We start from the raw sequence: 14972 nt of genomic DNA, 5'->3' as shown, positions 1-14972 counted from the left end.
TTAATCAAAAAAATATTGAGTAAATTCTTCGCCATATTTTTGTTCTAATATCTTATAAGTGTTGCTAATATTGTTTTTAAATTCTTGTGTTTTCCATGCATTAAATGTTAGAGCATTATTTTCGTATAATTCAAAAAATTTTTGCTTGTGTTTTTCATCTAATTCATCAAGGTAAATTTTATCATTTAAAGATTTTTTAAAATACAACATTAAAGCTTCATCTAAATATTTTAAAACCATAAATACAAAAATCATAATTGGCTGTCGTCTAAGAAATTCTGTACTTTGCTTAAAATCATGAACTAATTGTTGTTTGTGTTGGCGAACTAAAGTACAAGGATGGTTTTTTTCATTTTTATAAAATAGATCAAGAAACGCACACTCTCGCACACCTAAAAAATCTCCATCAAAATTAACTATAGGAAAATAAGGATAAATTTTACAAATTAAAGGTCTGATGCAATGAGGATGACATAGTCCTTTAGATGAACATTTGAGAAAATATATTTTTATTTTCTTTTTGTTATCTAGTGTAAAAATTTTTTCTTTAAAATTTAAAAATGTTTTATCTGAGAAATTATTTATCGATTGAAATTCTGGTTCCAGCAAAGGTATGATAACATCATCTTGATTGAGAAATTTAAAATTATCCGCATGAAAATTTTTACAACAATAACCATCACAAGTAGTGTAACATTCCTTAAAAAAAATAAATTCTGTTTCTTGTATTTTTTTAAAAAAATTATTTTTTTTACTCATGGTAAATTACTTTGTACATATAATTTCTATTAATTTTATAGTCTGTGTTTGATTATTAAAAGTTTTTGTTAAATAATCAATTTGTATATCATTAAATTTGATGTTATTTTGTTTTAAAGCACTTAAAAATATTTCTTGTGTTATAGGTGTAGGTGCTAAAGCTTTATCATAAAAATCATTATTAGTACTAAAGATATATAATTTTCCATTGTCTTTTAATGCTATATTGCAAAATAATAAAATTTTTTGGATATTTATTATATCATTGCATTCTAAAACACCGCAAGCATAAATTAAATCAAATTTAGAGTGATATTTTTCCATGTTTATTTTGGAAATATCTTCACAAAATACATTGTAGTTTTGCTTTTTTAAGTGTTCTATGGCTTCTTGAGAAAAATCTGTACCGATAGGATCGTATCCTTCTTGTTTTAAAAATTTTAGATTATTTCCCCAACCACATCCTATTTCAAGTATATTGATATTTTCTAAATTTTTGTTTATAAAATTTCTATAAAAGAAACTAACAAAATTTTCATTAGGATACAAAATACATCTTGAACGTTCTTTATAAATTTTTTCCCAAAGTTCATTATTCATTTTTATTCCTTGCTAAGTATTATACTTAACTATTCTAAATAAATTTTTATAATAAATTTTTTTCCATTTTTATAAAAAAAAGCAGGAAATTCTTTATTATTAGAAATTCTTAAAAGATTGAATTGTTCTTCTATAGTTTTATTAATATCAAGTTCGTGATCTTTTGGAGTTCTTTTTGGATAAAAACTTTCTTTTCCTTTTTGGGGTATTTTTGTTATATTTGGAAATTTTCTTAAGAAATCAAGGCATAATTTTATGGTAAAATTTGCTTGTTTGTCTCTTAGTTCTTCATAGAGTTCTAAGCCATTTAAAACCAGTGTTTTTTGTAAATATATATCACCATTATCTGTTTTTTCATCTGCTTCAAATAAAGTAAAAGTAATTTCATTTTTTCCTTCTAAAACTTGGTAAAAAAGAGGAGCCCATCCTTTACCTTGTGGTAAATTTGAAGCATGTATGACAATGTTGTTTTTATTTTTGCTTAAAAATTCTTTCGAGATTATTCGGTGGTAGGAAAGTATAAAAACTATATCATAATCCCTTATTTGTTCATGCTTGTAAAATACCAAAGAGTTAGGTATTAATTTTTGTAGTTTTTTAATATAGGGTACAAACCATTGATTAGGCGAAGTAAGTAAAGCTATTTTCATTATGCTACCTTTTCAAGAAAGGTAAAGTTATAAGAAGTATTAAGCTTACCCCCCCCCATAATATCCAAAAATAAAAACATGAGATAAAAATTATTATTTTCTTTGATTATTTTAAATTTATGTTTTAAATATAAATTTAAAGCTTTTGTGTTTTCTTTGAAAACACAAGCATTTAAAGTTTGAACTTTTAAAACATTGAAAGCATAGTTTTTAACTTCTTGCATTAAAAGTTCGCCTACACCTTTTTTTATACCATAGAGTCCAAATTCGCATGAATTGTTAGTTATATTGATAAAATCAATTACGCCTATAGCTTGTTTGCTATCATAAACTAAAAAGTATTTTTTAGTTGTATCTGTTTTTAGGCTAGATAAAAAGCTTAAATGCTCTTTTAAAGTGATATTTTGTGTTTTCATAAATTTAGCAATACTTTCATTATTTCGCCATTTTAAAACAAGCTTGATTTCTTCTTGATTTAAGTGGATAAAATCTTTTAAAACTATCATATAAAACTCTCCACTTCATAGCCTTTTTTAGCAAGCCAAGTTGCAATTTTTTCTTGATTTTTAGCATAAGCTATGGCTTTAAAATTTGCTTTTAAAATCAAAGCTTCGTTAACTAATGAGCTTGCGCTAATGATGAGTTTTTTACTTTCATTCATCAATCTAGCAAGGTTAGGTTGGTCTATTAGAATTTGTATATTAGGGTTTTTTTGGCTTAATTTTTGAAGTGAATTTAGATGAGAATTTGCTTTTGTGGTAGCTATGATGATAGTTTCATTTTTATTTAGTTTATTTGCTATATCAAAGGAAATGTTTTTTGGATCACTTCCTCCTATACAGATAAAATAATCATAAATTTTCTCTCTTTTTGTCTTGCTTTCTTGATAAAACTCATCGCGTATTAGAGCATAGGAAAAACCACATCTTAATTCACAATATTTTGGCACTAAATTTTCATAATCACTTTCTTTAGCATAAGCATTGACATTAAGTAAAATATCGCAAAAATGTTCTTTTATCTCATCATCAAAGCTAAGAATTTTAATTCCTGTTTCTAATTTTATGAGTTTTTCATCATCTGCAGTGATCTCATAATGATCAATGATTAAAAGATCAAATTTTTCCTTTTTGATGAGATTGATGAGTTCATATATACTAGCACTTGTTAACTCATACACAGGATAAGGAATTTCATCTATTAAAGAGCCTTTTAGTGGTAAACAAGCAAAAGATACATCTTGGTATTGTTTAGCTAGCAAAAGATCTCTTTTAATGTGTCCGTGTCCTATAGCGCTAGAACTATCGCTTCTAAAAAGAACTTTCAAATTTTACCTTTGTTGAATTGATAAAGTATTTTAGCAAATTCTAAGTCCTCAAAGGTGTCAATATCGCAAATTTTATTCCTTGGAAGTAAAAAGGCTTTAGAATGAGGTTTAAACATAAAATCTTCTTCTAGCCATGCTTCTTTTTTACCAAAGTAAAATGCACCGCCATCGTGATAAGCTTTAGTAAGATCTTGTGAACGTTTGTGATAATTTGACTCATCAAACATATAAACTTTGTTTTGTTCATCAAGGTAAAAACCTCTTTGTATAGGGTATTCAAATTCACAAGCTGAAAATAAAAATTTGCACCCATCTTGAATAAATTGCTTAAAAGCTTTTTGTAAGATAAACTCATCTATAAGTGGTGCAGTAGCATATAAACAACATACATTTTCATAGATTTTATCTTGCATTTTTAGGGTAATGATAGCATCTTGGATTACAGCAGTTGAGCTTGTATAATCATCACTTAATTCTTTTTTGCGCACAAAAGGAGCTTTTGCGCCATATTTTAAAGCTACTTCGATGATTTCATCATCATCACTTGAGATAATCACATCATCAAAAATGCCTGAATTTAAAGCACTTTCTACGCTATAAGCAATCAAAGGTTTTCCTAAAAAATCAATGATATTTTTTCTAGGAATGCGTTTAGAACCACCACGCGCTGGTATAATACAAAGATTCATATTAGCTCTCTTACTAGGATATAATAATCTTTTTGAATGAGAGATGAAAAATCATCAAGCCACTGTTTTGCATTAATAGAAATAATATGTGAATTTGCAAATGTTATTTTTTTAAAATTATTAGTTAGTTGCAATAAGGCAATTTGGTTATAAAGTAATAATTTTGATTTATTTTTTGAGGTATCTCTAACATAATATTTTATATCTCGGTTATATGATTGATTATTTTCATCTATTATTTTTCCACTAAAAGTTTTGTAATATCTATATGGAACTTGAATTTTTTCTTCTATAAAATGTGAAAAAGTATATCCACTTTCCTCTGTTCCGAAAAGAATTATTTTGCCATTTTCTTTAGCAAGCATATCGTAGACAGAATTTTCTCCAAAACAACTTGTAGTATTTTTTAAAAAGTATTGTTTTCTTTCGCCTTTAATTGCAAAAGAAAATATTGGATCATTTGTTCTTGTTACATTTTCTTGTGTCCGAAAAAATTCACTAAGAGCTCCCATTGTGCTTTTAGACTGTAATTTATTATATACTTGATTTTTGCAAAAACTATATGTGAAAGTGGGCATAATCATAGTTCCTTTTTTTCCTACAGCATCGTAAAAAGATTCTATTATGGTTTTTAAAAACATGTCCTTAGGAAGTAAGGGTGTTCCTAGGTGTAATAGACTAGAATGAATACATATTGTATCACCGTGTTGAATACCAACCTTGTTTCTTAATGTATCAATAAGATCTTTTCTTTTTATAATTTTATTTTTGCTTTGAAGTAGTTGCATTTTTATAGATAAATGAGTGTACTATTAAAATTTGATAAATTTAAGGTAAGAGCATTTAATGTTATACCTCCGCCTTGAGACCCTAAAAACAATTTTTTATCAGAACCATCAAAAATATATTCTTTGTTAATATGTAAATCAAAAAAAATTGTATTTGCACCCAAAGAGCCAAAAAAATTATACGCCATTTTTTTAGGAAGTTTATTGCAAGGTATTGAAAGATTTTCTACCATTTTTTTGTAAAAAAACTGATTAGGAGAGTGCAAGAAATAATATTCAATTTCTTTTGTTTTTAACATCAATTTTTTGTAGAATAAAGGATAATTTACTTGAGATTCTTCAAAAAAAATTCCATTGTTTACATAAAAATAACTAGCTCCCTGTTTATATGCTTCAATTGGAATAGTTTCTTTTTCAGTAAAAGATGTTAAATTTAATTCAGCATAAATATTTTTCGATGGACTATTTGATTTTTGAATTAAAAAAGCACAAGCATTATCACTTATATTTCTGTAAAAATTATCATCTTGAATTTTTTTACTAACTGTTTGACTGTAAGTTAATATGATATTGTTTATATTTGGATTATCTAAAAAAACAAACGCAAAAAATAAACCTTGTAAAACCGAAGAGCAAAATCCAGTTTTATCTAATAATATGGTATGATCTGATAACTGTAGTTTTTTGTGTATTATATTAGCTGTTTGAGGTGCTAAAAAATCCGGAGAAGGGGTAATAGATATTAGCATATCCAAATGGCTTTTATCAAAGTTTTCTAAAATTTTACTTATTGCTTTTATAGCAAGGTCGCTAGAATAGGTTTTACTATCTGCAATATAATGACAATCAAATCCTAAATTTTCTTTTATTTTTGTTATTTTAGTCTCATTGAGATAATTAAACTCTTCTTTAAATATTTTTTTTTCTGGTAAAACCAATGATACCATTTTTATATTGTGTTGATTAAATATCATTACACTCATACCATTGCTTTGGAAATCATTTTGGCTATACTTTCAAAATTTTCAAACGCTTCAGCTTTGATAAATTTAGAATTTAGTGATTTTTTGTAGTATTTTTCTATTTCACTAACCAAAGAAATAACATCCATACTATCGATGATTCCATCACTAAGAAGGTTTTTTGAGTTTTTATTTATATCAGATCTTCCTATATTATTAAAACATTCTTGGATTATATCCATGATAACTCCTATATTATTTCAATTTTATATATTGCTCTATATTTTCTATAGAAGTTAATTTTTCAGTATCTTCCATAGGAATTTCAATATTATATTTTTCTTGTAAGTTTAAGAAAAGGTTTGCCATATCTAAAGAGTCTATCCCTTGATCTTTTAAAGGTTTGTTTATTTCTAGTGTGTTTATATCAACTAAAACACCAACTTCTTTTAATATTTCTAAAATATCTTTAGCTTCAATTTTCATTTTTTTCCTTGTAATATAGCACTAGCCCAAGAAAGACCTGTGCCAAATCCTGAAATTAATATATTATTATAGCACTTTTCTTTTTGAAATTCATTTTCTAATAAAATTGGTATTGAAGAAGAAACGGTATTGCCATAAAAATTTGCGTCAAATGGAACTTTTTCTTCATCTAATTTTAATCGCTGTCTAAGAGTGTCAACTATATATTTACTACCTTGATGAAAAATAAAACGATCTATGTTATTAAGATTTATTTGCTCTTCTTGTAAAAAATCCATTATATGTTTTGGTATAGTAGTAGCGCTAAATTCAAACACTCCGCGTCCATTCATAGATAATATATCTTTTTCACAAAGAATGCTTGTGTATTTACTACCATCGGTTCCAAATTTAAATGATTTTATCTTATATTTATAGTCTTTACTTATATAGCTTACGCTTGCTCCATCACCAAATAATAAAGAAGTATTTTTATCATTATTATCTATAATTTTTCTATAAGGATCGCAGGTAAATAACAAACCGTGTTTTAGGTTATTATTTTGCATAAAAGAAAGTATAATAGAAAGTCCATATACATAGCCACTACATCCAAGCCCCACATCAAAACAAGCGCAATTTTTGGAAAGATTTAATTTGTTATGTAAAATTGCTGAAGTATGTGGAATTTTTACATCGGGGTTTTGTGAAATTAAAACCAAGCAATCAATATTAGATAAATCAATTTTGTGTTTTATTTTTTCAAATGCCTTTAAACATAAGGTAGAAGTTTTTTCTTCATCTGAACTTTTACTAAGACTTTGAAAGCCTATTTTTTCTTTAATAAACTCATCATTGATATCAAAATCTGTTTTTCTATCAAAATTAGAAATTTTATCAGAACAAATATAAGTTCCTATATCAGAAATACCTAGCATTAACATACCTTTATTTTAAACTAAAATAAATAAATCCCATAAATTTATCATTAAAATAAATTTCACTTTTTACAATTAAAAAATTAAAATTGCTTTTAAAAACAATCTTAATAGGATAAGATTTTTCTAATGGAATGTTTTGGAATTGCAATTTTGAAAAATACCATTTTCCTTTAACCTCATGAAACAATTTTGTTAGTAAATATTTGTTTAAAGCAACAATCTCTTCCATATAAGTAAAAACACTAGGATTATTTAAAATGATACTTTTTTCAGTATAATTAATTGTAATATTTTCTGTAATACTTTCTTCTAAATAAGGTTTAGAAAGCGTCGGTTTAGAAAGCGGGTTGTCAATTCCATATAAACAACAAAAAGAAGAATCTTTTTTTAAAAAATTACAAATAAATCTTAATTCTTGTAAATTATCAGGTTTAATATCGCTTAAGATGAGATTATTATGTGCTATATTATGAAAAGATAGTTCAAAATTTGATGCAATATTATCTTTGTATAAAGATAATATTGCATTGTAAATATCTGGACCATGTATATAATTACGATTTTCTTTAAAATTAAATTCTAATTCTTTTAGCATTTATTTTCCTTATAAATTAAAATATAAATGGTTTTAGTTCAGGTTCTTCGCTCATCCAAGCATAAATGTTTTGTTGGAGATATTCTATGCAAGAATTGTAAAAATCTTTATAATTATAAATATAAATGGCATTTTTTCCTAAAGAAAATTCTTTGATTATGGCTTTTTTTTCTTGCAAAAAGTAGTTAAAAAAATTAATATTAAGATTTCTTTTGTAGTTTTCCCCACAATATTCTTTATACAATACATGAAGATAAAATTTTTTATAAGTAATTTCATCATTTAACTGTATGGGATGATTAAATTCTTTGATATATCTATAAGGAACATGCATATTAAATTCTGCATGATGAACTATGGAGCAAGTCATATTTGGCTTCATACCCATACTTATCATTAAAATATTATCATATTTAAGCATATTATCATATGGGCTTTGTAAGCCATATGCAAAAGGAATTTGACAATCGCAAATCTTTGCATTTTTACCAAATGCTGTATAGGAAGCAAAAGGATGTAAACTTCTTATACTACCATCAAGATTTAATAAATAATTACCAAAAGCGCCTAAATTTGCCCATGTGTAACGATGAAATGGAGTATTTGTATTGCAAATTTGAAAACTCATAGTTTGAGTCATTATGGTGCTTTTTTCATTGCTAGCTTGCATTATACTTTCTATGATTAAATCAAGTAAATCTTTTTTGTTATTTGAGTCAAAACGTCCAAAATTTGCTAAATTTCCAGCAATAAATACTACTTCATGTTCAGGATTAATATTTTGAATTAGTGTGTTTTTTAAATCTTGTAATTTATAATCCATATATAATCCTTATTTTAAAAAATTTTTCCAAAAATCAACAAAGATATAATTAGATAGTATAAAACCTAAAGGAAGGTTAATCATAACACCCAAGCTAAAAGCTATTAGAGGCTTGTATCCTAGTAATAAAATTTGTTTAATATTTGCACTTAAACCTATACATAAAAAAGTCCAAGTAAAAATCCAATTTCTAAAATTTTTTATACTTGATAAAACTTCGCTTTGATAAATTTTACCATGATCTTGTAAAGAAATTATAAAAAATGTAGTAAAAATAGACATAAATATAAAACCCGCTATAAAAATAGGAAATCTTTGCCATATTAGTTTTATATCGGTTTTTTCGTTATTTTTCTTTTCCCAAAAAGTTATAGAAAGAAAAGCCACCAAAACAGCCCAAATACCAATAAACATATCACGACCTAGCACTTTTATTAGAGTAAAAGCTGCTATAGCTCTTTCATCTCCTATGGCTGATGCAGCAGCTATTCCCGCTGCATCAGCAAATTCTGATGTGCCTATCCATGCTCCAGCAACTCCAGGGTCTAAATTTAAAATTTTGCACAAAAATGGTAAAAATAGTATCATTAATATTGCCCAAAATACTACTATACTAATTGTTATTGAAATATGTTCTTGTTTGGCTTTTGCAGCATTTCCTATAACTATGGCAGCACTTACTCCACATATAGATCCTCCCCCACCTAATGTTACTCCAAATTTAGGATCAAGTTTAAAAAATTTAGTAGCGATAAAAAATATAGAGAAAAAAGTGATAATTGTGATTATACAAGCTTGTATGATCGCTATAGAGCCTGCTTGTATGATTAAAGTTAGCGGTAAGGTTGCTCCCATGAGTATAATGCCTATTTTGACATAAAATTCTGTAGTCAAGGTGTCTTTAAACCATTTGGGAGTATGGAAGATATTTCCTATTAAAAGTCCTATAATTAAGGCTATTAGTGGTGTTTCTAATTGCCAAGTTTTAGCAAATTCGTGAGCGCTAATAAAGTTAGTTAAAATAGAAAGTATAAAAATAATACTGAAGTTTGTGAGGTATTTTTTGATATTATATTTCATAAAAACAAAAGCAAAAGTAAAACATAAAGCAAAAAATATATAAAATAATATAATATTAAAAATGCTAAAATAGGATATTTTTTCAAAGATATTATCAAAATTCCAAGATGCAAATTTAATATCTATAAACTTATAAATAAAATTTAAGTCGAACATCCACAATATAGATATTATAACTACAATAAAAGAACTTATGAAAATTGCTTGAATATCTTCTTTTTTAAACCATTCCACTCAAAACCTTCCTATCAATCTTCCCATTTGCATTTAAAGCAAATTGTTCTATTTTAACAAATTTCTTAGGTATCATGTAAGCAGGGAGTTTATCTTTTAAAAAGTTTTTAAAATCTAACTCTTCCTTGCTTTCATAAAAACAAATAATTTCTTCTTTAAAAATACAAGCACAATTTCTTATATTCTCATGAGAATTTATAATACTTTCTATCTCTCCAAGTTCTATACGATGACCCATATATTTGATTTGATGATCTATCCTTCCATAACATAAAAGTTCGCCAAATTCATTATAAGCTACCACATCACCTGTTTTATAAAGTAAGTCTAGGTAATTATCATGCAAAGGATTTTGCACAAAAGCTTGCTTTGTTTTTTCTTTATCGTTGTAATACCCTAAAGAAAGACAAGTTCCCCTTACATAAAGCTCTCCTTTAACTCCCACTTGACTTGGAGTAATTAAATTTAAATTCTCATCAAAGACTAAAAGCTGAGTATTTTTACAAGCTTTTCCTATAGGTAAAAGCTCATCATCACTAAATTGTCTATTAACTATGTAAAAAGAGCATACATCGGTAATTTCAGTAGGTCCATAAAGATTAGCAAATAAAGCACTAGGAAGGTATTTACGCCAAATGTTGAGTTGTTTATTTGGCATGATTTCACCACAAAAAAGAATTTTGTTTAAATTTTTTAATTTGGCACTATCTACTGCATTAGTATTAGCAAAATAAATCAGCACAGAAGGCACCCAAAAAATTGTTGTTATTTTTTCTTGTTCTAAATACTCTAAAATTTTATTTGGGAAAGCAAAAAGATGATTTGGCAGTATATGAAGCGTAGCACCCATTTTAACGCAGCTAAATATATCTAATATGCTATTATCAAAGTAAAATGGTGCTTGATTAGCCAGTATATCTTCATGATCTAGTTTAAAAGTCTCACATACCCAAAAAGTATAATCAATAACACTTTTATGGCTTATACTTACTCCTTTTGGGGTTCCTGTGCTTCCACTTGTAAAAAAGACATAAAGTAAATTAGTATCTATGTGATTGTCTAAAGCTTTTTCTAAAGTATTTTCGTTTATATCAAAATTTTCAAAATCTTCTGTGAAAATGGTATCAAGATTAAAATCTAAATTTAACTTTTTAGAAGTGATTAAAAGCTTTGGTTTTAAAACTTCTATAACTTTTTCTACACGCTCTTTAGGACTTTTTTCATCTAAAAGCGTATAAAAATTTCCACTTTTTGCTACACCAAAAAAAGAAATCAAACAATCAATCCCTTTAGGAAGTATTATTAATACAGGCTCTTGTGTACTTTTAGTAGGAAGCTTAGAAAGAATTTTACTTGCTATTTTTTTACTTAAATCATCAAATTCTTTATAGTTTATACTTCTACCATTAAACTCAACAAAAGCATTTTTACTTCTAAATTTAGCAACACTTTCTTGTAAAAAATCATCGACGTGGGTTATCATGAGTTTCCTTGAAAAATTTTAGTTATAATAGCATAAATTATAATTAAGAAAGAAAATTATGCTTGTTAATCAAATCTATTTCATAGACTCTTGTGATGATGTTGAATTAAATGTAAAAAGAGAAAGTAAGTTAGAATATAGAATTACTTATGATGATAGTAAACAAATGAAAGCTATTGTTTTTATGATAGGCGCATATGGATCAAGTATATCTATGATGGAGTTTGATAGGCAATATATTGCTCAAAAATTTGATGTAATTGTTGTTAATGTTGTATATTGGTGTTTTGGAACAAGACTGAGCGATGAGAAACAATATAGTGCAAAATTAATGGTTTTGGAAGAAGATTTATTAAGCTTAAAAAGAGTTATATTGGATATGCAAATAAACAATAAGGATTTGCATATTGATTCTGCGGGATATTATATAAATATTTTAGATCAACATATTCAAAAATTAAAAGATGAGTCTAAAATCAATAGCGATTTTCAAGTTAGTATTACTTCAACTTTAATACCGCCACATAATGAGTATCAAAATTATGGCATAATGGCAGCAATTGATCATATTAATGTTTTAAAGGATATTTGCAAAAAATATCCACAATTTCAATACTTGCCTAAAATATATGGAGGATGCTCTTATGGAGGTTATCTGTCGTTATTGATTTCCAAAATAGCTCCTTGGCATGTAAATGCTGTTTTAGACAATTCCGGGGAAGCTTTGCTTTTGTTAAGATATATTATAGGCAGAGAATTAAATCAAGTGGAATTTAACATCAAACAGAAAAATATTTCAATTGGTTGTTATTTAAAAACATATTGGAATACCAACCCTAATTCGCCTTTTTGTTTTAAAAATGAAAATTATTTGATTAGAGCTTTGCTTAATCCAATCCACTTGAGTATACAGGCTCAAAAAAATAATACTATAGAATACGTAAGCTATCATAGCTCTATTGATTTGATGAGTCCTGTAAAAGATAAAATTCAGTTGATACAAATATATCAACTATTAGGTTATAATGTAGATTTTAAATTAATTAAAGATATAGATATTGACGGTAGATTTATTAAACATTCAGATCATGGCGGAGGTATTACTATAAAAGCATTATTTAAAAAAGAATTGCCTAAAATACTTGAGAAATTTCGAGATAAGAATTTTAAAATCAAATATGATGAAATTTGCTATCCTTGTGAAAATAGGAAATTTATTTTTAAAGATATTGATAATAAATTTGAATTGAATATTATTTAGACAAAAGAAGGAAAATATGGATAATTTTTTTGACACCCTACATGATAAAGAATTTATTTTCGCCCCAAAATGTTACACTACATGTGATGGTGGATGTTGCCATAATATTTATGCAAGGTATTTTAAATTTAACACTTCTAAAGATGTTGTTTTACCGGTAGTAGAAGCTGAGTATTTATCTTTGTTGAAAGCAGGAAATAATTATCTTGACAATCATAATAAGGTAATATATGAGTTAAAAAATAGGAAAAAATTTGTGGTGTATTTTGTTAAGTGTTCTTTAGGTGGTTTGTGTAATCCACATAATTTAAGACCTTTAATATGCAAACTGTATCCTTATTATCCAAAGGTTGATTTTGACGGTAATTTTTTAGGTGTAAAACCTTGTGCTTTGTTTGATATTTTCTATAAAAATAAAAAAAATAATTTTTGCACTATCACACATACAGCAGATAAAGATTTTATCAATGAATTTGACCAAAATACAAAAATACTACAACAAGAACCAATTATGATATTTATTTTTAAAATTTTAGAATACATAGAAGAGGCTTTAAAAAAATATACTTATGAGTATTATGGAAAAAAAGTATATTTAGATGAAATGTCTGAAAATGAAAAATATGATTTTTTTGCCATGCAAGAATTAAATTCAATAACCCTAAAAGCATATAAAAATGATGATTTTATCAATAAGGTTCAAAATCTATATGATATTTTAGAACAAAAATATCAAGAAAGATTTTATAAATATTTCAAAGATTAATTTAAGGCTTGTGTGAGCATTTTTTGAATGCTTTGAAAATCTTTGAAATTATCTGGCGTGATAAATTTAGCATTCAGTGGCTTATTGAAGATTTTTTCAATTTCCATTATAAGCTTCATTATATCGACGCTGTCAATGATGTCATCTTCGACTAAATTTTTTGTATCTTCGTTTATGTCATCTCGTTCTATATTTTTAAATAAAGTTTTGATGACGGTTGTTGAAATTTCCATAAATTTTTCTCCTTGAGATATATTTTTTATCTTGTTATTCTATAATTTTTCTTCGCTTTATAAGATTATTAAATTTTAATTTTTCTATTAAATCTTTTAATTTATAAGCTTGCATATCAAGTTTTGAGGCTATATCTAAAACATCGTTTTTGCCATCACAAAAGGCTAAAAAATCAGCCGAGATCGGTTTTTTGGCAACTCCTTGGTTTAGAGTATGATATAAATCTCTTTTACCCAAATTTGGTTCACAAAAAGTTGTGATTTGATAAATTTCATTCACTTCCAAATTCATGATGATTTCTTGTATGGCTTTTAAGCCACCTTGCAATCCTTCTTCACTGATAAAACTTAAATCATCTTTGCTAGTGTGATATTCTTTATAATCACCAAATCTAGTCCTACACACACAAACTACGGGTAAATTCACCAAAGGAGAACAAAATTGTCTTTCGTTGCCACCTCTATCTAAAAAGCTAAATTCTTTAAAATTATTTTTATCTTTTAAAGTGTGCAGGGCTACTTTGTCTGCTAGGGTATTTTCATTTGGAGTGTGAATGAGTGAGTAAGCATTATCATCACCTATGCAAGAGAGTGCAAAACCTGCTTTGGTGTGTTTTTGTAAATGTTTTAAGTGTTTGTTAAGATAGACTATGCTTCCTATAGTTTCAGGAGCAAAAATAAAACGATAATTGTATTTTCTCTCTTTGAGTTCTAAAAGCCATTTAGCTAAAAACGCAGCTACCACAGGGCCACTTAGCTCGTTATTTGCCATGGATGGATGACAAAGGTAAGTGGAAATTAAAATTTCATCTTTTATTTCTTGTGTGCTAGGTATGAGTAGATCAGCATAGTTTAAAACCCCATTTTCATGGTGTTTTGCATCGATGAAAACTTTATATTTTCCTTCTTTTAGTTTAACTCTATCTTCATGTTTTATACAAAAACCCCAACGCCTTTTATAATAACTTGTCACATAAGGTATGGCATCTGGATAATTTTCTATAGAGTATAAATGCTCTTGTAGCTCATCTAGTGAGATTTCATCATTTATACCTTCGCTATAGTTTAACACATGTAAATTATTTTGTTTAAAATCACAAATTTTTTCTCCATCTGGAGTGATGATATAAGCATCGTTTATCTCCCATTCAGCAGGCACCTCCCAGTCAAATACCTTACTTCCGCTTGCTATAGAGTGAATTTTTAATATACCCCCTCCAATAGCCTCATCAAGTATTTTTAAGCTTTGTCTAAAGCCAACTCCTGTAATGCTTCTGCATATAGGAAAAAGTTCACAAGCTAGCTCATACATACTT

The 14972-nt window shown here is 26.8% G+C and carries 19 protein-coding genes; 2 read left to right on the top strand and 17 right to left on the bottom strand.

Translation table 11 applies throughout. The features are described from left to right. From L8T90_RS01960 to L8T90_RS01890, 15 genes are read right to left on the bottom strand one after another with little or no spacing between them, the layout of a single operon-like run. Nucleotides 1-759 carry a hypothetical protein gene (locus L8T90_RS01960; protein ID WP_263736565.1) on the bottom strand — a complete coding sequence of 253 codons (759 nt, stop codon included), beginning with the start codon at nt 757-759 and terminating at the stop codon, nt 1-3. Nucleotides 760-765: 6 nt separating this feature from the next. Next, nucleotides 766-1359, bottom strand: a complete 594-nt coding sequence (locus tag L8T90_RS01955; RefSeq protein WP_263736564.1) for a class I SAM-dependent methyltransferase — start codon at nt 1357-1359, stop codon at nt 766-768. A 29-nt stretch (nt 1360-1388) separates the two neighbouring features. Continuing rightward, nucleotides 1389-2009: a formyltransferase family protein gene (locus L8T90_RS01950; RefSeq protein ID WP_263736563.1), complete on the bottom strand. Its 621-nt coding sequence runs from the start codon at nt 2007-2009 to the stop codon at nt 1389-1391. After that, nucleotides 2009-2515: a UDP-4-amino-4,6-dideoxy-N-acetyl-beta-L-altrosamine N-acetyltransferase gene (gene pseH, locus L8T90_RS01945; RefSeq protein ID WP_263736562.1), complete on the bottom strand. Its 507-nt coding sequence runs from the start codon at nt 2513-2515 to the stop codon at nt 2009-2011. The genes L8T90_RS01950 and pseH overlap by 1 nt, the downstream gene beginning before the upstream one ends. Beyond that, nucleotides 2512-3336 (bottom strand): UDP-2,4-diacetamido-2,4,6-trideoxy-beta-L-altropyranose hydrolase, encoded by an 825-nt coding sequence (gene pseG / locus L8T90_RS01940; protein WP_263736561.1) that lies wholly within the window; start codon nt 3334-3336, stop codon nt 2512-2514. The genes pseH and pseG overlap by 4 nt, the downstream gene beginning before the upstream one ends. Continuing rightward, entirely contained in the window at nt 3333-4025 is a 693-nt protein-coding gene (pseF, locus tag L8T90_RS01935; protein ID WP_263736560.1) for a pseudaminic acid cytidylyltransferase, read from the bottom strand. The genes pseG and pseF overlap by 4 nt, the downstream gene beginning before the upstream one ends. Then, complete coding sequence (locus tag L8T90_RS01930; protein ID WP_263736559.1) at nt 4022-4813, bottom strand: AAC(3) family N-acetyltransferase; 792 nt, start codon at nt 4811-4813, stop codon at nt 4022-4024. The genes pseF and L8T90_RS01930 overlap by 4 nt, the downstream gene beginning before the upstream one ends. 2 nt (nt 4814-4815) lie before the next feature. Next, entirely contained in the window at nt 4816-5796 is a 981-nt protein-coding gene (locus L8T90_RS01925) for a hypothetical protein (RefSeq protein ID WP_263736558.1), read from the bottom strand. Then, nucleotides 5793-6017, bottom strand: a complete 225-nt coding sequence (locus L8T90_RS01920) for an acyl carrier protein (protein ID WP_263736557.1) — start codon at nt 6015-6017, stop codon at nt 5793-5795. The genes L8T90_RS01925 and L8T90_RS01920 overlap by 4 nt, the downstream gene beginning before the upstream one ends. A 13-nt stretch (nt 6018-6030) precedes the next feature. Then, nucleotides 6031-6261: an acyl carrier protein gene (locus L8T90_RS01915; protein ID WP_263736556.1), complete on the bottom strand. Its 231-nt coding sequence runs from the start codon at nt 6259-6261 to the stop codon at nt 6031-6033. Continuing rightward, entirely contained in the window at nt 6258-7178 is a 921-nt protein-coding gene (locus tag L8T90_RS01910) for a ketoacyl-ACP synthase III (protein ID WP_263736555.1), read from the bottom strand. The genes L8T90_RS01915 and L8T90_RS01910 overlap by 4 nt, the downstream gene beginning before the upstream one ends. A gap of 10 nt (nt 7179-7188) precedes the next feature. Continuing rightward, nucleotides 7189-7776, bottom strand: coding sequence for a hypothetical protein (locus L8T90_RS01905; RefSeq protein ID WP_263736554.1), 588 nt, complete (start codon nt 7774-7776; stop codon nt 7189-7191). A 16-nt stretch (nt 7777-7792) separates the two neighbouring features. After that, a complete protein-coding gene (locus tag L8T90_RS01900; RefSeq protein ID WP_257939294.1) occupies nt 7793-8599 on the bottom strand; it encodes an AAC(3) family N-acetyltransferase in 807 nt (268 codons plus the stop codon). A gap of 9 nt (nt 8600-8608) precedes the next feature. Then, nucleotides 8609-9913: a YeiH family protein gene (locus L8T90_RS01895; RefSeq protein ID WP_263736553.1), complete on the bottom strand. Its 1305-nt coding sequence runs from the start codon at nt 9911-9913 to the stop codon at nt 8609-8611. Continuing rightward, nucleotides 9900-11396: an amino acid adenylation domain-containing protein gene (locus tag L8T90_RS01890; RefSeq protein WP_263736552.1), complete on the bottom strand. Its 1497-nt coding sequence runs from the start codon at nt 11394-11396 to the stop codon at nt 9900-9902. The genes L8T90_RS01895 and L8T90_RS01890 overlap by 14 nt, the downstream gene beginning before the upstream one ends. A 58-nt stretch (nt 11397-11454) precedes the next feature. On the opposite strand from L8T90_RS01890, the gene L8T90_RS01885 reads away from it, so the two are divergent. Beyond that, nucleotides 11455-12657: a DUF2920 family protein gene (locus tag L8T90_RS01885; RefSeq protein ID WP_263736551.1), complete on the top strand. Its 1203-nt coding sequence runs from the start codon at nt 11455-11457 to the stop codon at nt 12655-12657. Between the two features lie 16 nt (nt 12658-12673). After that, the gene (locus L8T90_RS01880) at nt 12674-13423 is read left to right on the top strand and encodes a hypothetical protein (RefSeq protein WP_263736550.1); all 750 of its coding nucleotides are present in this window, start codon (nt 12674-12676) and stop codon (nt 13421-13423) included. Here the strand turns inward: L8T90_RS01880 and L8T90_RS01875 are convergent. Both L8T90_RS01875 and L8T90_RS01870 read right to left on the bottom strand, forming a co-directional pair. Next, complete coding sequence (locus L8T90_RS01875) at nt 13420-13656, bottom strand: acyl carrier protein (RefSeq protein ID WP_263736549.1); 237 nt, start codon at nt 13654-13656, stop codon at nt 13420-13422. The two genes, L8T90_RS01880 and L8T90_RS01875, sit on opposite strands and share 4 nt — an antisense overlap. 34 nt (nt 13657-13690) lie before the next feature. Next, nucleotides 13691-14968, bottom strand: coding sequence for a DUF4910 domain-containing protein (locus L8T90_RS01870; protein WP_263736629.1), 1278 nt, complete (start codon nt 14966-14968; stop codon nt 13691-13693). Nucleotides 14969-14972: the final 4 nt, after the last annotated feature.

It is taken from the genome of Campylobacter sp. RKI_CA19_01121 (assembly GCF_025771295.1).
In the GTDB taxonomy this organism is placed as follows: Bacteria; Campylobacterota; Campylobacteria; order Campylobacterales; family Campylobacteraceae; genus Campylobacter_D.
Note: the sequence above shows the minus strand (reverse complement) of the source record. Positions and strands in the feature narration are given on the sequence as shown.

Bases quoted from the DNA above. Each gene is read 5' to 3' on its own strand.
- L8T90_RS01960 (WP_263736565.1), bottom strand. From the start codon at position 759: ATGAGTAAAAAAAATAATTTTTTTAAAAAAATACAAGAAACAGAATTT.
- L8T90_RS01955 (WP_263736564.1), bottom strand. From the start codon at position 1,359: ATGAATAATGAACTTTGGGAAAAAATTTATAAAGAACGTTCAAGATGT.
- L8T90_RS01950 (WP_263736563.1), bottom strand. From the start codon at position 2,009: ATGAAAATAGCTTTACTTACTTCGCCTAATCAATGGTTTGTACCCTAT.
- pseH (WP_263736562.1), bottom strand. From the start codon at position 2,515: ATGATAGTTTTAAAAGATTTTATCCACTTAAATCAAGAAGAAATCAAG.
- pseF (WP_263736560.1), bottom strand. From the start codon at position 4,025: ATGAATCTTTGTATTATACCAGCGCGTGGTGGTTCTAAACGCATTCCT.
- L8T90_RS01930 (WP_263736559.1), bottom strand. From the start codon at position 4,813: ATGCAACTACTTCAAAGCAAAAATAAAATTATAAAAAGAAAAGATCTT.
- L8T90_RS01925 (WP_263736558.1), bottom strand. From the start codon at position 5,796: ATGAGTGTAATGATATTTAATCAACACAATATAAAAATGGTATCATTG.
- L8T90_RS01920 (WP_263736557.1), bottom strand. From the start codon at position 6,017: ATGGATATAATCCAAGAATGTTTTAATAATATAGGAAGATCTGATATA.
- L8T90_RS01915 (WP_263736556.1), bottom strand. From the start codon at position 6,261: ATGAAAATTGAAGCTAAAGATATTTTAGAAATATTAAAAGAAGTTGGT.
- L8T90_RS01910 (WP_263736555.1), bottom strand. From the start codon at position 7,178: ATGCTAGGTATTTCTGATATAGGAACTTATATTTGTTCTGATAAAATT.
- L8T90_RS01905 (WP_263736554.1), bottom strand. From the start codon at position 7,776: ATGCTAAAAGAATTAGAATTTAATTTTAAAGAAAATCGTAATTATATA.
- L8T90_RS01900 (WP_257939294.1), bottom strand. From the start codon at position 8,599: ATGGATTATAAATTACAAGATTTAAAAAACACACTAATTCAAAATATT.
- L8T90_RS01890 (WP_263736552.1), bottom strand. From the start codon at position 11,396: ATGATAACCCACGTCGATGATTTTTTACAAGAAAGTGTTGCTAAATTT.
- L8T90_RS01885 (WP_263736551.1), top strand. From the start codon at position 11,455: ATGCTTGTTAATCAAATCTATTTCATAGACTCTTGTGATGATGTTGAA.
- L8T90_RS01880 (WP_263736550.1), top strand. From the start codon at position 12,674: ATGGATAATTTTTTTGACACCCTACATGATAAAGAATTTATTTTCGCC.
- L8T90_RS01875 (WP_263736549.1), bottom strand. From the start codon at position 13,656: ATGGAAATTTCAACAACCGTCATCAAAACTTTATTTAAAAATATAGAA.
- L8T90_RS01870 (WP_263736629.1), bottom strand. From the start codon at position 14,968: ATGTATGAGCTAGCTTGTGAACTTTTTCCTATATGCAGAAGCATTACA.